This window comes from Neptuniibacter sp. QD29_5 (assembly GCF_047778125.1).
GTDB lineage: Bacteria > Pseudomonadota > Gammaproteobacteria > Pseudomonadales > Balneatricaceae > Neptuniibacter.
In genome coordinates this window covers 337692-355719 of sequence record NZ_CP180556.1, presented here as the reverse complement: position 1 = coordinate 355719, position 18028 = coordinate 337692, and the positions used below count along the sequence as shown (strand labels likewise).

The 18028-nt window shown below is 43.4% G+C and carries 13 protein-coding genes; 1 reads left to right on the top strand and 12 read right to left on the bottom strand.

The genetic code is table 11. From position 1 onward, the window contains the following. The first annotated feature begins 71 nt into the window (after positions 1-71). A complete protein-coding gene (locus ACMXYR_RS01485; RefSeq protein ID WP_415902645.1) occupies positions 72-1349 on the top strand; it encodes an O-acetylhomoserine aminocarboxypropyltransferase/cysteine synthase family protein in 1278 nt (425 codons plus the stop codon). Positions 1350-1422: 73 nt separating this feature from the next. On the opposite strand, the gene can is transcribed toward ACMXYR_RS01485, so the two are convergent. The 12 genes from can to pilM all read right to left on the bottom strand — a co-directional run bounded on the left by can (position 1423) and on the right by pilM (position 17992). Further along, the gene (can, locus tag ACMXYR_RS01480; protein WP_415902644.1) at positions 1423-2151 is read right to left on the bottom strand and encodes a carbonate dehydratase; all 729 of its coding nucleotides are present in this window, start codon (positions 2149-2151) and stop codon (positions 1423-1425) included. Between the two features lie 55 nt (positions 2152-2206). Next, complete coding sequence (gene hemE / locus ACMXYR_RS01475; protein ID WP_415886718.1) at positions 2207-3274, bottom strand: uroporphyrinogen decarboxylase; 1068 nt, start codon at positions 3272-3274, stop codon at positions 2207-2209. Between the two features lie 395 nt (positions 3275-3669). Next, positions 3670-5091 (bottom strand): FAD-dependent oxidoreductase, encoded by a 1422-nt coding sequence (locus ACMXYR_RS01470; protein WP_415902643.1) that lies wholly within the window; start codon positions 5089-5091, stop codon positions 3670-3672. A 75-nt stretch (positions 5092-5166) separates the two neighbouring features. After that, on the bottom strand, positions 5167-9618 hold the full coding sequence (gene gltB, locus ACMXYR_RS01465) for a glutamate synthase large subunit (RefSeq protein ID WP_415902642.1): 4452 nt from the start codon (positions 9616-9618) through the stop codon (positions 5167-5169). Positions 9619-9813: 195 nt separating this feature from the next. After that, a complete protein-coding gene (locus ACMXYR_RS01460) occupies positions 9814-11370 on the bottom strand; it encodes an AAA family ATPase (RefSeq protein ID WP_415902641.1) in 1557 nt (518 codons plus the stop codon). A gap of 28 nt (positions 11371-11398) precedes the next feature. Beyond that, the gene (aroB, locus tag ACMXYR_RS01455) at positions 11399-12493 is read right to left on the bottom strand and encodes a 3-dehydroquinate synthase (protein WP_415902640.1); all 1095 of its coding nucleotides are present in this window, start codon (positions 12491-12493) and stop codon (positions 11399-11401) included. A 9-nt stretch (positions 12494-12502) separates the two neighbouring features. Further along, positions 12503-13003 carry a shikimate kinase AroK gene (gene aroK / locus ACMXYR_RS01450; RefSeq protein ID WP_415903666.1) on the bottom strand — a complete coding sequence of 167 codons (501 nt, stop codon included), beginning with the start codon at positions 13001-13003 and terminating at the stop codon, positions 12503-12505. A gap of 45 nt (positions 13004-13048) precedes the next feature. Continuing rightward, positions 13049-15148 (bottom strand): type IV pilus secretin PilQ, encoded by a 2100-nt coding sequence (pilQ, locus tag ACMXYR_RS01445; RefSeq protein WP_415902639.1) that lies wholly within the window; start codon positions 15146-15148, stop codon positions 13049-13051. A 29-nt stretch (positions 15149-15177) separates the two neighbouring features. Next, positions 15178-15729 (bottom strand): pilus assembly protein PilP, encoded by a 552-nt coding sequence (locus tag ACMXYR_RS01440; RefSeq protein WP_415902638.1) that lies wholly within the window; start codon positions 15727-15729, stop codon positions 15178-15180. Next, positions 15726-16364 carry a type 4a pilus biogenesis protein PilO gene (locus ACMXYR_RS01435; RefSeq protein ID WP_415902637.1) on the bottom strand — a complete coding sequence of 213 codons (639 nt, stop codon included), beginning with the start codon at positions 16362-16364 and terminating at the stop codon, positions 15726-15728. The genes ACMXYR_RS01440 and ACMXYR_RS01435 overlap by 4 nt, the downstream gene beginning before the upstream one ends. Next, positions 16364-16921, bottom strand: coding sequence for a PilN domain-containing protein (locus ACMXYR_RS01430; RefSeq protein WP_415902636.1), 558 nt, complete (start codon positions 16919-16921; stop codon positions 16364-16366). Before ACMXYR_RS01430 ends, ACMXYR_RS01435 begins: the two co-directional genes overlap by 1 nt. 3 nt (positions 16922-16924) lie before the next feature. Further along, complete coding sequence (gene pilM / locus ACMXYR_RS01425; RefSeq protein WP_415902635.1) at positions 16925-17992, bottom strand: type IV pilus assembly protein PilM; 1068 nt, start codon at positions 17990-17992, stop codon at positions 16925-16927. Between the last annotated feature and the right edge of the window lie 36 nt (positions 17993-18028).

Genomic DNA, 18028 nt, shown 5'->3' with positions numbered 1-18028 from the left:
TTTTATGATTGCTCTACAATCAGACTCCTATATAAGAACAAGGGTAAACCCCTACATCACAGGAGATGTATATGAAGCTGGAAACAATTGCCGTTCACGGTGGCTACTCCCCAGACCCAACAACCAAAGCGGTTGCGGTTCCGATCTATCAAACTACATCTTATGCTTTTGATGATGCTCAGCATGGTGCTGACCTTTTCGACCTTAAAGTCGAAGGTAATATTTATACCCGCATCATGAACCCAACGACTGACGTACTTGAAAAGCGCCTTGCAGAAATGGAGGGCGGCATCGCTGCTCTTGCTGTGGCGTCAGGTATGGCAGCAATCACTTACGCGATTCAAACAATTGCAGCGACTGGAGACAATATTATCTCCACCAGTGAATTGTACGGTGGTACCTACAATCTGTTTGCTCACACCCTACCGCACCAAGGGATCGAAGTTCGTTTTGCTAATAAAGATGACGTTAGCGCAATAGAGAGCAAAATCGATGCAAACACTAAAGCGCTTTTCTGTGAATCTGTGGGTAACCCATCAGGCGGCATCGCTGATATTGAAAAGCTAGCGGATGTAGCACACCGTAATGGCATCCCGCTGATTGTGGATAACACAGTACCAAGTCCAGCTATGTGGCGCCCCATCGAGCACGGTGCCGACATCGTTGTTCACTCAGTTACAAAATATATTGGCGGACACGGGAACTCTATTGGTGGCGTGGTTATCGATTCGGGTAAATTCCCGTGGGCTGACAATGCTGAACGTTTCCCTCTGCTAAATACACCTGACGCGTCTTATCATGGTGTTGTCTATACCGAAGCCCTTGGCCCAGCCGCTTATATTGGTCGCTGTCGTGTAGTACCACTTCGCAACACCGGCGCCGCTATTTCTCCTATGAATGCCTTCATGATCCTACAAGGCCTAGAAACTCTGGCCCTACGTATGGAGCGCATCAATGAAAACAGCGCAAAAATTGCTAACTTCCTAGAGCAACATGATCAGGTTAGCTGGGTGAAGTATGCAGGCCTTGAAAGCCATAAAGACTACGATCTTGCTCAGAAATATCTGAACGGGCAAGCATCCGGCATTATCAGTTTCGGTCTAAAAGCAGGCAGAGCAGCCACAGCACCGTTCTATGATGCTCTGCAGATTTTCACGCGACTGGTAAACATTGGTGACTGTAAATCTCTTGCGGCCATTCCAGCTGAAACAACACACCGTCAGCTCAATGATGAGGAACTGGCATCAGCTGGCGTATCGCCAGAGATGGTTCGTTTATCGGTAGGCATTGAACACGCTGATGATCTGATTGCAGATTTAGAACAAGCGCTCGCTGCCGTGAATAAATAACACATTTCTTGGTATAAAAAGCTGATAAAAAAGGCCGCAAAATATGCGGCCTTTTTTCTAATCCAATCAGAATTCAATTAAAAATCGATTTAACTTTATTCCACATAGTACGCGCATTTTCTTGTGGTAGCTCAGAAGACTGAGCTAACTCACGAAGTTTATGCATTTTGTTCATCGCAAGCTGGTACTGATGCCTAACATCATCCGCACTGGATGCATTGAACTCAAGATCATTTACCAAGCCATCTCGTAAACCATAGATCCAACCATGTACGGTTATCTCCTGATCATTAGCCCAAGCTTGCTGCAAAATTGTGGTTTCACAAAGATTCATCGATTGCTCAATTACATTAAGCTCACACAAACGATCTAACTGCTGGTGCGAATCATCCCATGTAGACAGGAAGTCTTTATGTTTGTCATAAACACGACGAATATTACGCAGCCAATTATCAATAAGCCCATGCGGTTCATCTTCGATAGAAGCCGCCACACCACCACAGCCATAGTGACCAACGACCATGATGTGTTTAACTTTAAGTACCTCTACCGCGTATTGAACCACTGACAAACAGTTCATATCGGTATGTACGACCACGTTCGCAACATTACGGTGAACAAACAGTTCACCCGGCATCATGCCAACAATCTCGTTGGCTGGCACTCGACTGTCAGAACAGCCAATCCATAGATATTCAGGTGATTGCTGTTGCGCTAGCGTTTCAAAAAACTGAGGGTCTTCCTGATTTATCTTTTCCGCCCATTCGCGGTTGCTTTCTAAAAGATGAGTAAGCTTGTTCATTAATCACTCTTATAAACAAAGAGGGGCAAATGCCCCTCTGAAATCAAAACCCAAATTAAGACTGGTGATACTTCGCACTTAATTCGTGTACAGCATCAACAAACGCCTTAGGCTGCGCAGGATCTACAAATTGGTGAATACCATGGCCTAGGTTAAATACGTGGCCAGAACCGTTGCCATACTGGCCTAGAATGAACTCTACTTCTTGTTCAATACGGCTTGCTGGAGCATATAGAACACTTGGATCCATATTGCCTTGAAGAGCAACTTTATCACCTACACGCGCACGCGCATTACCGATATCTGTTGTCCAATCCAGACCTAATGCGTCAGAGCCTGCTTCAGCCATCGCTTCTAGCCACTGACCGCCATTCTTAGTAAACATGATTACTGGCACTTTACGACCATCATGTTCGCGGATCAGACCATCAACGATCTGCTTCATGTACTTTAAAGAGAACTCCTGGTAGCAAGGACCACTTAGCGCGCCACCCCAAGTATCAAAAATCTGTACAGCTTGAGCACCAGAGCGAATTTGTTCGTTCAAGTAAGTTGTTACAGACTGAGCTAGTTTATCTAGCAATGCATGCATAATCTCAGGCGTTGCATACATCATCTGCTTAACATGACGGAAGTCTTTACTAGAACCACCTTCAACCATGTAAGTTGCAAGGGTCCAAGGGCTACCAGAGAAACCAATGAGTGGTACACGACCATTTAATTCTCGACGGATCTCTTTTACCGCATTCATTACGTAATCAAGATCAGTTGCTGCATCTGGCACAGGTAGATCAGCTACATCTTTTTCAGTACGGATGATCTTTTTGAAACGCGGGCCTTCACCTACTTCAAAATAAAGTCCAAGACCCATCGCATCTGGAATTGTAAGGATATCGGAAAACAAAATCGCAGCATCTAGGTCATAGCGCTCTAAAGGCTGAATTGTAACTTCGCAAGCCAACTCTTTATTTTTGCAAAGGCTCAGAAAATCACCTGCTTTCGCACGAGTTTCACGGTACTCTGGAAGGTAACGACCTGCCTGACGCATCATCCAAACTGGAGTTGCATCTACAGGTTCACGAAGTAATGCACGTAGGAAACGATCGTTTTTCAATTCAGCCATTTGTGTCAGCCACTTATATCTTGTAAATTCGAATTGGTCGCTATTTTAACGATTTTTAAGAGGAATTACCTGTGATTCCATCCTTCATTAACTAACTTTGTGATCTAAGTTTAAAAAATTCTGTCTATTACTGTTATCAATCGCTTTAACTGGCTACCAATCCCAGTCCTCTACACCTATTAATCTCGCCCCTGCAAAACTTGTAGGATTTCAAAAGGAGATGGCTTGGTTGGATATTGGCTCCTCCAGCGCAAGCAAAACTGAAGCACTTAGCTATCAAAGATTTCTTAAGCAGCATTCGCCGTACGATTATCAATCGTTGAACAGCATTTTTAGACACAAAAAAATCCGGTCTTCTAAGAAGTACCGGATTTTTCAATCGGACGATATAGAAGTTAAACTTCTAGATAATCCATAATACCTTCAGCAGCTTTACGACCTTCTGCAATCGCAGTAACTACTAGATCGGAACCACGTACCATATCACCACCAGCGAAAACTTTTTCGTTAGTAGTCTGGAACGGGAAAGCATGCTGTTCTGGCGCTTTAACACGGCCATCTTCATGCAGATCAATACCAAAATCAGCAAACCATGGCGCCGGGCTAGGACGGAAACCAAATGCCACAAGAATTGCATCAGCTTCTAGAACTTCTTCAGAACCAGGAACTACTTCAGCACGACGACGACCATTTTCGTCTGGCTCGCCCATCTGCGTGCTTACAACTTTGATACCTGTTACTTTGCCGTTTTCACCTACAACTTCAACTGGCTGGCGGTTGAACTGGAACTGTACGCCTTCTTCACGCGCATTTTCCACTTCTTTCTTAGAACCAGGCATGTTCGCTTCGTCACGACGGTAAGCACAGATAACTGACTCAGCGCCCTGACGGATAGATGTTCGGTTACAGTCCATCGCAGTGTCACCACCACCAAGGACAACCACTTTCTTGCCTTTCAGGTCAATGAAACCGTTTTCATCTTGCTCGAAGCCAAGGCAGTTATTCACATTAGAGATCAAGAACGGAAGTGCATCATACACACCCTCTAGATCTTCACCTGGGAAGCCACCTTTCATGTAAGTGTAGGTACCCATGCCTAGGAATACTGCATCGTATTGATCGATCAGATCCTGCATCTGTACATCTTTACCTACTTCAGTATTCAGACGGAACTCAACACCCATCTCAGTAAAGATTTCACGACGACGAGACATTACGTCTTTTTCCAGTTTAAATTCTGGAATACCGAACGTTAGAAGACCGCCGATCTCTGGGTTACGATCAAATACAACAGGTTTAACACCATTACGTACAAGAACGTCCGCAGCTGCCAAGCCTGCAGGGCCCGCACCAATCACTGCAACTTTCTTATCAGTCTTTGGCGCCTGAGACATATCAGGCTTCCAACCCATCGCGAATGCAGTATCTGTAATGTATTTTTCTACGGAACCGATAGTTACCGCACCAAAACCGTCGTTCAGTGTACAAGCACCTTCACAAAGACGATCTTGCGGACAAACACGACCACAAACCTCTGGTAAAGAGTTAGTCTGGTGACTTAACTCAACCGCTTCCATGATGTTCCCTTCAGAAATTAGCTTCAGCCAATTCGGGATATGGTTATGCACAGGGCATTTCCATGAACAATATGGGTTACCACACTCTAAACAGCGGTGTGATTGCTCAGATGCTTCTTCTTTCGCAAACGGCTCGTAGATCTCACCAAAGCCTTCTTTACGTACATCTGCATCAATTTTCTGTGGTCCTTTACGACCCACATCGAGGAACTGAAAATCGTTGTTCAAACGGTCAGCCATAATCCTCACCTCTTAAAAGCAGCCCTTAACAGCAGGGCTGCGGATTATTCTTCATCTACTTTTTAAATCTGCTGCTTATTCCGGACGTGTACGGATATTCGATAGCAAATCATTCAGGCTTGCAGCTTTTGGCTTAACCAACCAGAAGCGACCTATGTAATCATCTAGGTTATCGATGATCTCTTGGCCCCAAGCACTGCCTGTCTCTTTAGTGAACTCAATGATCACAGAGCGCAGATGATTTTTGTAAGCTTCCATGTTTTCAGTGTGGATACGCTGAATCTCTACTAGCTCGTGGTTATATTTATCCACGAAGCTGTTATCCATATCCAGAACGTAAGCAAAGCCACCTGTCATACCAGCACCGAAGTTGTAGCCCGTAGAGCCCAACACAGTAACCAGACCACCTGTCATGTATTCACAACAGTGATCGCCAGCACCTTCAACAACAGCATGTACACCAGAGTTACGTACACCAAAACGCTCGCCTGCTTGACCCGCTGCAAATAGCTTACCGCCAGTTGCACCGTATAGGCAGGTATTACCCATGATGGCAGTTTCATTTGACTTGAATGTTACTTCATCAAATGGGCGGATAACGATCTTACCGCCAGCCATACCTTTACCAACGTAGTCGTTAGCATCGCCTTCTAGGTATAGGTTCTGACCGCCAGCGTTCCAAACACCGAATGACTGACCAGCATGACCTTTAAACTTGAAGGTTACAGGCTGATCGCTCATACCCAGGTTACCGTGCTGCTTAGCAATTGCTCCAGATGTACGGGCACCTACTGAACGGTCACAGTTAGTGATAACAAGTTCGTATTCACCGCCAGTCTTATCAGCAATCGCTTTCTCAGCAAGCTCTAGCATCTGAGTATTCAGTTCAGCTAGATCGTAAGGCTCGTTACGCTCTACCTGACAAGTGTTAGGGAACTCTTCACCAGCAGATGTCAGAATTGGAGATAGATCCAAATTCTTCTGACGTGGTGTTTCACCGTCTAGGATCTCTAGAAGATCTACGCGACCTACTAGCTCTTCCATGGAACGAACACCTAGTTGCGCCATTAGTTGGCGAGTTTCTTCAGCAACGAAGCGGAAGAAGTTCTTGACCATCTCTACCGTACCGCGGAAATGATCTTCACGCAGTTTGTCATTCTGAGTCGCAACACCGGTCGCACAGTTATTCAAGTGACAGATTCGTAGGTACTTACAACCCAACGCAACCATTGGCATTGTACCGAAGCCAAAGCTCTCAGCACCTAGGATCGCGCCTTTTACAACATCCAAGCCAGTCTTCAGACCGCCGTCTGTTTGTAGACGAACAGAGCCACGTAGTTGGTTACCACGTAGAGACTGGTGAGCATCGGCAAGACCAAGCTCCCATGGAGAACCTGCGTAATGGATCGAGGTCATTGGTGATGCAGCTGTACCGCCATCGTAACCTGAGATAGTGATCAAATCTGCGTATGCTTTAGCAACACCACATGCGATCGTACCTACACCTGGACGAGATACCAGTTTCACAGAAACTAGCGCTTCCGGGTTAACCTGCTTCAGGTCAAAGATTAGCTGTGCCAAATCTTCGATAGAGTAGATATCGTGGTGCGGCGGAGGTGAAATTAGCGTCACGCCTGGTACAGAGTAACGTAGACGTGCAATCAGGCTATTAACCTTACCACCAGGTAGCTGACCACCTTCACCCGGCTTAGCACCTTGAGCTACTTTGATCTGCATAACTTCAGCGTTAGATAGGTATTCTGGTGTTACACCGAAACGACCCGAAGCAACCTGCTTGATTTTAGAACGCTTCATCGTGCCGTGACGAGCAGCATCTTCACCACCTTCACCGGAGTTAGAACGACCACCAAGTTCGTTCATCGCAACAGCAAGTGCTTCGTGAGCTTCTGGAGACAATGCACCTAGTGACATTGCAGCAGAGTCGAAACGCGGGAAAATATTGTCAGCTGGCTCTACCTCATCAATTGAGATAGATTTAACATCTTTGCGTAAGCCCAGCATGTCACGCAGAGTTGCGTAACCGCGGTTATTCACCAGCTCAGCATAGCGTTGGTAAGCTTCAGGATTACCTGTTTCTACCGCTTCGTGGATTGTCTTAACTACGTCTGGGTTATAAGCGTGGTATTCACCACCGTGCTTATACTTAAGCAAACCACCGGCTTGAATTGGCTTACGCGCAGTCCAAGCTTCTTTCGCTAGTAGGCCCTGTTCAAATTGGAAGTCCTCAAAACGAGCACCTTCAATACGGCTAGTAACACCTTTGAAACAAAGATCAACGATTTCAGAGCTTAGACCGATAGCTTCAAACAACTGCGCACCACGGTAAGAAGCAATAGTGGAGATACCCATCTTAGATAGGATCTTCATCAAGCCTTTGTTAATACCCTTACGGTAGTTTTCATGAGACTGAAGCGGCTCAATTTGAATTTCGCCTGCAGCACAAAGATCGTTAAGAACACGGTAAGCAAGGTATGGGTAAACAGCTGTCGCACCAAAACCAAATAGTACCGCGAAGTGATGAGGATCACGAACCGTACCACTTTCTACAACGATGTTGGCATCACAACGCAAGCCTTTATCAACTAGACGGTGATGAACTGCACCTGTTGCCAAAGCAGCGTGAACAGGGAGGCAACCACGAGCGATATTAGCATCGCTTAGCACGAGAATTACCTTACCATCTCGAGCAGCTTGCTCAGCTTGGTCGGCAATAGACTTGATCGCACCCTCTAGAGAAATCTCTTCAGGGTTATAGTTCAGATCAATTTGCGCAACTTCAAAACCCGGCTCCTGATTATCACGCAAACGGTTAAACTTGCTCGCGGATAGTACAGGCGTAGTCAGAATTACACGACGAGCATGCTCAGGAGTTTCTTCGAACACGTTCTGTTCAGAACCGATACACGTTTCTAACGACATTACGATCGCTTCACGTAGAGGATCGATAGGTGGGTTAGTAACCTGAGCGAATTGCTGACGGAAATAGTCATATAAAGAACGCACACGGTCTGATAGGACAGCCATTGGCTTGTCATCACCCATAGAACCGATCGCTTCCATACCACTCTCACCTAGTGGACGTAGGATCTGGTCACGCTCTTCAAAAGTAACCTGGAACATCTTCATATGAGTCTTAATCTCGTCCGCTGACATCGCAGGGAAAGATTTAGACTCTTCTTCCAAGTCCATAGTCTGCTCTAAACGTAGAGCATTCTCTTTAAGCCATTTCTTATATGGCTGAGCCGCTTTTAGGCGGTTATCTACATCTTGTGTATGCAGAACATCACCTGTCTGCGTATCGATCGCCAAAATCTGACCCGGCCCTACACGACCCTGAGCCACAATATCTTCTGGCTGATAGCTGAATACACCGATTTCAGATGCAGTACAGATGTAACCTTGCTTAGTCATTACCCATCGAGATGGGCGCAAACCGTTACGATCAAGCATACAGACAGCAAAACGGCCATCGGTCATAACCATACCCGCTGGACCATCCCATGGTTCCATGTGCATAGAGTTGAAATCATAGAATGCACGTAGATCAGCATCCATAGTTTCAACATTCTGCCATGCTGGCGGTACGATCATACGTACTGCACGGTAGATATCCATGCCGCCAACCAATAGGAACTCAAGCATGTTGTCCATACTTGAGGAGTCAGAACCTGTTGTATTAACAATAGGCTGCAACTCATCTAGGTTAGGCAGCAGATCTGTAGCAAATTTGCTTGCACGTGCTTTAGCCCAATTACGGTTACCTTCAACGGTATTGATTTCACCGTTATGCGCCAAGAAGCGGAAAGGCTGAGCTAAAGGCCAGCGTGGTGCAGTGTTTGTAGAGAAACGCTGGTGGTAAGTACATACAGCTGTTTCAAGACGCGGATCTGCCAAGTCTTTAAAGAAAACAGGTAGATCAACAGGCATCGTTAAACCTTTATAGGAAATAACTTTGTCTGAGAAACTACAAATATAGAAATCTTCATCAGCTGACATTGCTATTTCAGCTTTACGGCGTGCTGTAAACAAGCTAATTGCTAGTTCACGTTCAGATTTGCTTGCCGCTGTAATAAAGACCTGTTCGATGAGTGGCAGGGTATCTTTTGCGATAGGCCCTAGACAAGATTCATCGGTTGGAACTACACGCCATCCAGCAACTTCAAGACCCTGATCAGTAATCGCAGCATTTACTGCGCTACGTGCTGCTTCTGCTTTCGCTGCATCACGTGGTAAAAATACCATACCAACCGCATAAAATTCGCCTAGATCGGTGTTAAATTCTTCCTGCGCAACGGTACGCAAAAAACCATCAGGTTTTTGCATCAACAGGCCACAACCGTCACCTGTTTTACCATCTGCCGCAATGCCACCACGGTGTGTCATGCACGCTAGTGCTTCGATCGCTTTTTCTAGCAGATCGTGACTCGCTTGGCCTTGCATGTGTGCCATAAGGCCAAAGCCGCAGTTATCTTTGAATTCACCGGGGCGATAAAGACCTTTGCTCATAAGCCATTCCCACTTAAAAATACTTAAAAATCAATATCTTAATAATTCTTTCTGCTGCAATATATGCGCCACTCAGCAAAAAGGGACAGCTATTCTACACGCGAAGTGGGTTTGGGACAAATTTCAAACAGTTGCCCGAGGATATTTGGTAGGTAATAGCCCATCAACCAAACAAGCTATCTACTTGTTTTGAAACTATTTTTTACTTTTAATATCTATTTTTACGCCCTGAATACTTCTGGCCCAAGGCTTCACGTTTTGCAGCTCTTTTGGCAATTTTCTAATGGCTGCATTCGCAATATCTCTATTAGCAAACTTCCCATGCACTACAACATGCCACGGCAGCCCTTTATATATTGTTGAGAAATGGTAAAAATCACTCGGTTTCTTCTGAGATTTAACAAAACCTAGCGCACTTTCTTCAGATCTAGCACCCAGCATCTGTAATGTATAACCTTTGTCAGGCCAACTCATCAACGCTTGCTCACTTTCACTCAATTCTGTTGCCAATACATTAGGCCTTGTCTCTTGAAGCTTAACCTTTGAACTCGGAGGTGTAACAGGAGGTTGAGTTTCGCCACTCGTCTGCACAACTTCTCTAAGGTCTTTCTCTAACTGAACCGTGTCGACTTTAGTGATTTTCAGCTTAGTAGTAGCTGGAGGTTTTGAACTACTTTCGACTTGAGAAATACGGTCAATTTCCTGAGCTTGCTTAGACTGAAATTCCGCAATACTTGGCTGTACATTTTCAACCAATTTAGGTTGAACTGTACTTTTTAGTTTATCCTCCTGCTCTTTTAATCGCGCAGAAAGATCTTCTCTAACAGGGGCGATTTTTTCAACAACCTTTTCAGGCTGGACAGCCTTACCTGTGTTGCCGCTATCAATTTTGATTGCTTCAGCTTGCTCAGCGGTTGCAGGTACGACTAGAGGAACAGATACTCGTTCATCCACAGCCACTTGCTGATCACTAACAGGCTCTTCTGGCATAAACTTCCACAAAGAAACCCCAACAATTCCGATCAGAACAATTCCAATACCCATCATATGAATCGCTGGCAGAGGGAATGCTGTTTTCTTTCTAGATGGAACAGTAATTTTCCCACCAGCAAGAAGCGTTTCTATTCGCCCTGGCATACCACCAGAGAGGGAAATTAAATCTGATTTCTTCTTTTCGGGTAGGGAAGTAAGAGCTGGGTGACAGATCTGAAGGTACTCAGCAGCCTCATCATCAGACATACCCTCAATAGCCACATGATGAACACGTCCCTCCATTGCTTTGACAAGGTCTGTAGCCAAAACAGCTTCTGCATAAGACGGTTCAGACATCAAAATTAACTGCGCACCTGCTACATGCAGATTTATCAGTAATTCAAATGCTTCATTAGATAGATATTCCGCATCATCAATTAGAATCAAGCATTTCTGGCCAGCGGAATTGAGCGCTTTTAATTGAAGATTAAATACTTTGAATTGGTCGGCAAACCCTGTGCCAGTCGAATCATGACTTGGTAATTGTCGAATAAGGGATTCTAGTAACTTTTGTTGTGACAATTCAGCTTCTGGTTTTACAAAACAACTACAAAGAGTTGTATCAGCATTCTCAGGCTGAAGCTGATCCAATAAAGTACTTTTCCCTGCACCTCTATCGCCTGACACTAACAGCAAAAAATCAGAAAATCTGACTAAGTGCTTTAATTTATCTAGCAGTTGAAGACGGCTTGGCGGTTCAAAGTATATATTTGACTTCATCAGACAGGATCAACTCTTAAAGCATTAACTAACAGCAGCTACCTAACTTTTTACCCGCAGATAAGGTTTGGTCCAATAACTCCGCTGGGAAATCTGAAGTGACGATTGCTTTACCTACTTCTTGAAGCAATACAAGACGAATACTGCCATCAACAACCTTTTTATCCACAAGCATCAAATCTTTAAAAGTATCAACACCCATAGATTCAGGAGGAAATACTGGAAGATTAGCCGCTTCAAGTATATTCCTGATTCGATCAACATCTGAAGATGAAATCCAACCTAATCGACAAGACAGATCTGCCGCCATCATTGTTCCTGCGCCAACAGCTTCGCCATGAAGCCATTCGCCATAGCCCTGATCAGCCTCAATCGCATGACCAAAAGTATGCCCTAGATTCAACCACGCACGAATACCAGCTTCTTTCTCGTCTTGTGCAACAACCTCAGCTTTTACTGCGCAAGATCGGTAGATTGCCTGCTCAAGAAGATCTGACTGCAATCCCATCAGCCCATCAATATGATCTTCTAGATAACATAGGAAAGCTTCATCGTAGATCAAACCATACTTAATCACCTCTGCCATACCTGCAGATAGCTCTTTTTCTGGGAGTGTATTTAAAACATCAGTATCAATAACAACACATTGAGGCTGATGAAAAGCCCCGATCATATTCTTGCCTTTCGGGTGGTTCACGCCGGTTTTACCGCCAACAGAAGAATCGACCTGTGAAAGCAAAGTCGTCGGCACCTGAACAAAGTTCACCCCACGCTGATAACAAGCAGCAGCAAAGCCTGTCATATCACCGATAACCCCACCACCTAGTGCGATAAGCGTTGTCGTTCTGTTATGGCGATTTTCTAATAATGCATCAAAGATCATATTGATCTGATCCACATTTTTATACTGCTCTCCATCCGGCAAAATGACCGTATCTACTTGGAACTGGCCTGTAAGTGTTTTTTGTAAGCGTTCAAGATATAAAGGAGCGATTGTGTCATTCGTCACAATCAGAACCTGCTTACCTTTGATAAATGGAGAAATTAGCCCCTGATCAAGTAAACCTTGACCAATAAAAATAGGGTAACTGCGATCACCCAAATCCACTTTTAATGTTTGCATAGAGAATTACTACTCCGCATCAAGCGGTGACTTTGCCTTCAATTGTTTAATGATGTCACTTGCGACAGTTTTGGGGTGACGACGATCTGTTTTGACTATTATGTCAGCACAATCAAGATATAAGGGATGACGCTCAGCCATAAGCGTTTCTAGGACAGCTCTAGGGTTCTCTGTTTGGAGCAAAGGTCTATTTTTGTCACGAGAAGTTCTATCTAATTGCTGATCCACTGATGTTTCTAAATAAACTACCGTTCCATTCGATTGCAACGTAGATCGATTAGCAGCCCTCAACACAGCCCCTCCACCTGTAGAAAGGACAATTGAGCGATCTTCCGCCAGATCCTTTATGACGCTTTCCTCTCTATCCCTAAAGCCCGATTCACCCTCAACATCGAAGATCCAAGGAATATCGGCACCAGCACGGTCCTCTATTTCACGATCAGAATCAACAAATTCCAACTTTAATTCTTGAGACAACAAACGGCCTATGGTGCTTTTTCCAGCTCCCATAGGCCCAACGAGAAAGATGTTCAATTCAAACAACCATTCTTACAATTACTGTGAAGTTAATGAATTTCTTACTAACTTAGGTGTAATAAAGATCAACAACTCTGTTTTTTCCGACTTATTCTCTTTATTTCGGAAAAGCGCGCCCATTATAGGCAAATCTCCTAGTAACGGAATTTTACCCATTGCTTCACTAGTCTCATTTTTGAAGACCCCACCAAGCACTATTGTCTGGCCATCAGGAACAACAACTGAAGTTTTCAACTCGTTATTATCTATGCTTAACTCACCATTTGGTAAAACAGATCCTATAGAATCCTGCTTGATCTCCAAATCCATGGCAATACGATCACCTGGGTTAATACGGGGCGTAACATCTAGTTTTAACACTACATCTTTGAATTGAATGCTAACCTCACCATCTTCAACAGTCTGGTAAGGAATTTCAGAACCTGACTCAATTGACGCTTGAGTACCGTTTGTCGTCATAACTTTAGGCTGAGAAATAACTTCCGCCTTGCCATCAGTTTCTAACGCACTTAATTCCAAAGCTAACAGAGAACTTGACCCAGGCTTAAACCCAATAGCAATAGACCCTGCATTAGCTGCTGTAGCTCCTAAGTCTACCTGTAATCCAGCAGCAGTAGGAGGCGAACCAAAATCAATCGAGTCATATGTATCATTAACAATCCACCCTTCTCCATTGTTATTTATATCGTTATAACCAAATCCCCAACGTACACCTAAATCCTTTGTCACACTCGATCTTGCATTCACCAAACGTGCCTCAACCAGAACTTGTTCTACTTCTACATCAAAACGTCTAAGTGTATTCCGTATAGCTTCAATATCCGTCTCTGTCCCCTTAACCATCAAGATATTAGTTTCATCGTCTGACATAACAAAACCGCGTTCAGAGATTAACTTCGCTTTTTCAATAGCATCAAGCATGACTGAAGCTTTACGATATTCAACTTGAATATATTCAGTACGTAGCGGCGCCAATTGCTCTACTTTTTGAGAGCTTTCTAACTCTTCTTGTTCCCGTTTTGCAATTTCTGCTGCAGGAGCGATTAGCAAGACATTCCCTACAGTTCTCTGATCTAAACCTTTAGTTTTTAGAATAATATCTAACGCCTGATCCCAAGGTACGTTTTTTAATCTGAGGGTGATGTCCCCCCCAACAGAATCACTCACAACTAAATTTAATTCTGCTACCTCAGCTATTATTTGCAAAACGGACCGAAGTTCCACATTTTGGAAATTCAAATCTATAGTTTCACCACTGAATGGGAATAAATCTTTTGCACGCTTCTCTTTTTCAGCAGCACTTAAAGGTTTGAAATCCAGCACTAGCTTATTATCTGTTTGGTAAGCTAAATATTCATACGGTTCAGCGCTAGGCTTCACAAGAATACTTGCATTCCCACCATTAGCCATAGCATCAATAAACATAACAGGTGTAGCAAAGTCTTGAACATCCACTCTCTGTTCTAGTGCACGAGACAAATCCGCACCAAGTAAATTAACTACGACATTATTACCCTCTTCCTGTATATCAACCCCAGCCTTATCATCAGAAAGAGTCATAGTTACCCGTCCTATACCTCCTTCTTCCCTCTCAAAGTCCATGCCAACAACACTTGTGCGATCAGCAATTATGCCTGAGGCATTCTCTGAACCAACCTGAGATTTGGAAATCATACTTGCAGACGCTACTGGAGCTTTATTCGCTACATCACCACCAGATTGAATAATAACGAAGAGACTATTTCCTTCTGTGAAAGTTTTGTACGATGATGACTCAATGAGACTCGTAACTACACGCAACCGACCATCCGTTTGCGCAAAGTTAACACTATCCACCTGACCAGTTTTTACATCCAAGGAACGCGTTCCTAAGCCGTTTTCCACACCCCACAGATCCATAATGAGTCTAGCAGGCTGATTTATCATATAAGTTTGTGGCGATGGGGGCGGGGTATCAAAGTCAAACTTGAGTTCCACCTTACCACCTGGTAATGCCACAAAATTAGCCTGCTTCATTCGGACTTCAGCTACCGCCCACTGCGACAAGAGCAAACTAAAAACAACTACAAACAATAGAAATATATTTTTATTCGTCATGTTTGCATAAAAAGTATTCATGGGGACCCGAATTTTCACAATAATATCCCTTATTCTGGCTCATTCAAGGCAAGGCTACGAGTGCGTTTCATCCAGCCACCGCGACCATTTTTAATTATTTCAATTATATTTATCTGCAACTCATCTAAAGAGGTGATTTCGCCGTGATCTAACCCCATATAGTCACCTACTGTGACTCTATGTATTTCTGCATTTTGATCCTCTACCAAAGCCCAGAGGCGATCACCTTCTCTTTGATTAATCGTTCCCACCATACTGAGATCATCAAGCGCAAATGATTCTAAATAACTTTTTTCCCTTTCTAAATCAGGCTTAAGCTCTCCAAACAAACCATCTTCAGGCACACTCTCATTTTCTGTAGCAAGCTCAATTGCCCTAAAAGGCTCTCTTAATGAAGCCCCCTCATATACAAAGCTATTATATGGTTTAAACTCTGGCAAAGGCTCTATATTCCCACCTTTAATTTTGTTCATTTCAGCCACATATTTTTGCAAATCACTGGTATCATCAATCCAATCCACGCAACCCACCATAAGAAATGCTACAAAAGAGCAGAAAAACAATCTTACTGTTTTCATCATTTTCTCCTCCCTTTTTTACGTTTCTTTTTCTTTGGTTTTGGTTTTGTGTCATCGTACCGATAGGTTTTAGCTTCAATATTCATTGAAACGCCTGTACCCAGAGGTTTAATAACATAATTATGCATAGTAACAATTCTAGATAAACCGGCAACCCCACTCACAAACTGGCCTAACTGGTGATAAGAACCGGATACTGAAATCTTGATTGGCAACTCTCTATAGAAGTCCGCTCTTTTCTCAGAAGCCAATACGATTGATCCTATTTTCAATCCCGCCGATGTACCTAAATTAGTAATATCATCCAACAAACCAGGCACTTCTTTTTCTGTCGGCAACTGCTTTAACAATTGCTTAAAGCGCCCTTCAACATCCTGCATCTGTTGCCTTAGAGCTTCTAAGTTAGCAACTTGCAGAGCTTTACTTTTATATTGTTTTTTTAGGCCTTCTTCTTTAGCGACAACTCGCTTCAGATCTTCCTGCTTCTCAGTAATATAAAAATGAGTACCCGCCACCAAAATAATAGCTACGACCAAGAGATATGAAATAATTTTAATACCTATTGGCCAGTTACCAGCACTAGAGAAATCCATATTCCCTGGATCAAAACCCTTAAATGCGTTTTTAAGCACCTCCATCACTTACTCCCTATTTTCTCTTTTGGTGTTACTACTGGCAAAGATAAAGAAAAAGCATTCAAACCGTCTTCATTCGACAATTGAACTTTTCTTAGGGTTGGTTCACCAAACCATATAGATGAGTCAAGGTTTCTCATAAGATTTGATACATCTAATTTATCTTCAGCAAGTCCATTAATACCAATAGTATCTGCTTTACGACTCAAACTAGAATAATAGGCTCCATCCGGCAAAACCTTCACCAACTCATCAAAATTTCTCACTATAATTGGCCGAGATGCCTGCAACTGCTGAATTGCCTCTAATCGCGCAAGTAACCGTTTCTTCTTTTCATTTAATTCTTTAATTTCTTTTAGTTTTTTATCTAATTTTGTAGCTTCAGTTTTCAGATAATCATTTCTTTCAACCTGACGTTCATGCATAACGTCAAAATAATACCCTACTGCTAGAACAATAACCCCAGCAAATAAAGCTGCACCACACAAATTCATTAAGAAACGTTTCTGGCGTTCTTTGGACTTTTCTTCACGCCAAGGTCTTAAATTGATTTTAGCCATAATCTACACCTTGCCCTCAAACCCACGCATTGCCAATCCACATGCTTTTATCAAAGAAGGTGCATCACGTTCTAATCGTGCACGATTTACACGCGAACTAATTGGCATGTTTAAGAACGGGTTAGCCATATCGGCGTTTATACCTAGCTCTTCAGCTAACTGATCAGCAAGCCCTTCGATAGTTGCAGTTCCTCCTGATAGAAACAATGCGGAAAGCTCACTATGCGCACCAGATGAATAAAAAAACTGAAGGGATCGGGAAACTTGTTGTGCAACTGTTCCCCTAAACGGCATGACCACCATTTCTTGAATTTCAGAAGACAATTCATTGAGTCTTAAGGACTGCTCAACTTCTTCGATGCTAATTCCATACTGCTGGTGAATTGTATTTGTTAAATCATTTCCACCAAAAGCTTGTTCACGACTGTAAACAATCTCTGTTCCTTTAAATACATTTAAAGTAAGCGTTGCTGCTCCAATATCAACAACCCCAACCAAATCAGATGCATCTCTTTGCTCAGATGATATCAATGGAAAAGCTCTCTCAACAGCAAAGGTATCAACATCAACAATAGAGCAGCTCAGCCCTGTACTACTTATCGCATCTTCTCGCTGCTCAACATCTGTTTTTCTACAAGCAACGAGCAAAACGGTATTTAAGCTTTCATTATTTTTAACAGGACCCAAAACTTCAAAATCTAGCGCCACTTCATCTAATGGATAGGGAATAAACTGATCAGCTTCGACCTTAATTTGCTCCTCAAGCTCAAATTCCGTGAAGACATTACTCATTTCAATGCGCTTAGTAATTACCGCAGAAGCCGGTACTGCAGCAATAGCTGACGATAGTTTAACTCCAGCTACCTTTACAGCCTTTTCTATTGTTTCAGCCACTTCCCCAACATCCTGAATATTGCCATCAATGACTGCAGTAGGAGGTAACGAAACAACAGCGTAAGACTCTAGAGTATAACTACCACTATTTTTCGAAAGGGCTACTAATTTAACGGATGATGAACCCACATCCAGCCCAACTAAATTACTTGACTTGTTCCCCAAAAAGCCTAACACAAATATATTCCCTAATTTTTCCCTGCGTTAATGTGT

Excerpts from the sequence above, each read along its gene's own strand:
- ACMXYR_RS01485 (WP_415902645.1), top strand. The coding sequence starts at position 72 with ATGAAGCTGGAAACAATTGCCGTTCACGGTGGCTACTCCCCAGACCCA.
- can (WP_415902644.1), bottom strand. The coding sequence starts at position 2,151 with ATGAACAAGCTTACTCATCTTTTAGAAAGCAACCGCGAATGGGCGGAA.
- hemE (WP_415886718.1), bottom strand. The coding sequence starts at position 3,274 with ATGGCTGAATTGAAAAACGATCGTTTCCTACGTGCATTACTTCGTGAA.
- ACMXYR_RS01470 (WP_415902643.1), bottom strand. The coding sequence starts at position 5,091 with ATGGCTGACCGTTTGAACAACGATTTTCAGTTCCTCGATGTGGGTCGT.
- gltB (WP_415902642.1), bottom strand. The coding sequence starts at position 9,618 with ATGAGCAAAGGTCTTTATCGCCCCGGTGAATTCAAAGATAACTGCGGC.
- ACMXYR_RS01460 (WP_415902641.1), bottom strand. The coding sequence starts at position 11,370 with ATGAAGTCAAATATATACTTTGAACCGCCAAGCCGTCTTCAACTGCTA.
- aroB (WP_415902640.1), bottom strand. The coding sequence starts at position 12,493 with ATGCAAACATTAAAAGTGGATTTGGGTGATCGCAGTTACCCTATTTTT.
- aroK (WP_415903666.1), bottom strand. The coding sequence starts at position 13,003 with ATGGGAGCTGGAAAAAGCACCATAGGCCGTTTGTTGTCTCAAGAATTA.
- pilQ (WP_415902639.1), bottom strand. The coding sequence starts at position 15,148 with ATGAATACTTTTTATGCAAACATGACGAATAAAAATATATTTCTATTG.
- ACMXYR_RS01440 (WP_415902638.1), bottom strand. The coding sequence starts at position 15,729 with ATGATGAAAACAGTAAGATTGTTTTTCTGCTCTTTTGTAGCATTTCTT.
- ACMXYR_RS01435 (WP_415902637.1), bottom strand. The coding sequence starts at position 16,364 with ATGGAGGTGCTTAAAAACGCATTTAAGGGTTTTGATCCAGGGAATATG.
- ACMXYR_RS01430 (WP_415902636.1), bottom strand. The coding sequence starts at position 16,921 with ATGGCTAAAATCAATTTAAGACCTTGGCGTGAAGAAAAGTCCAAAGAA.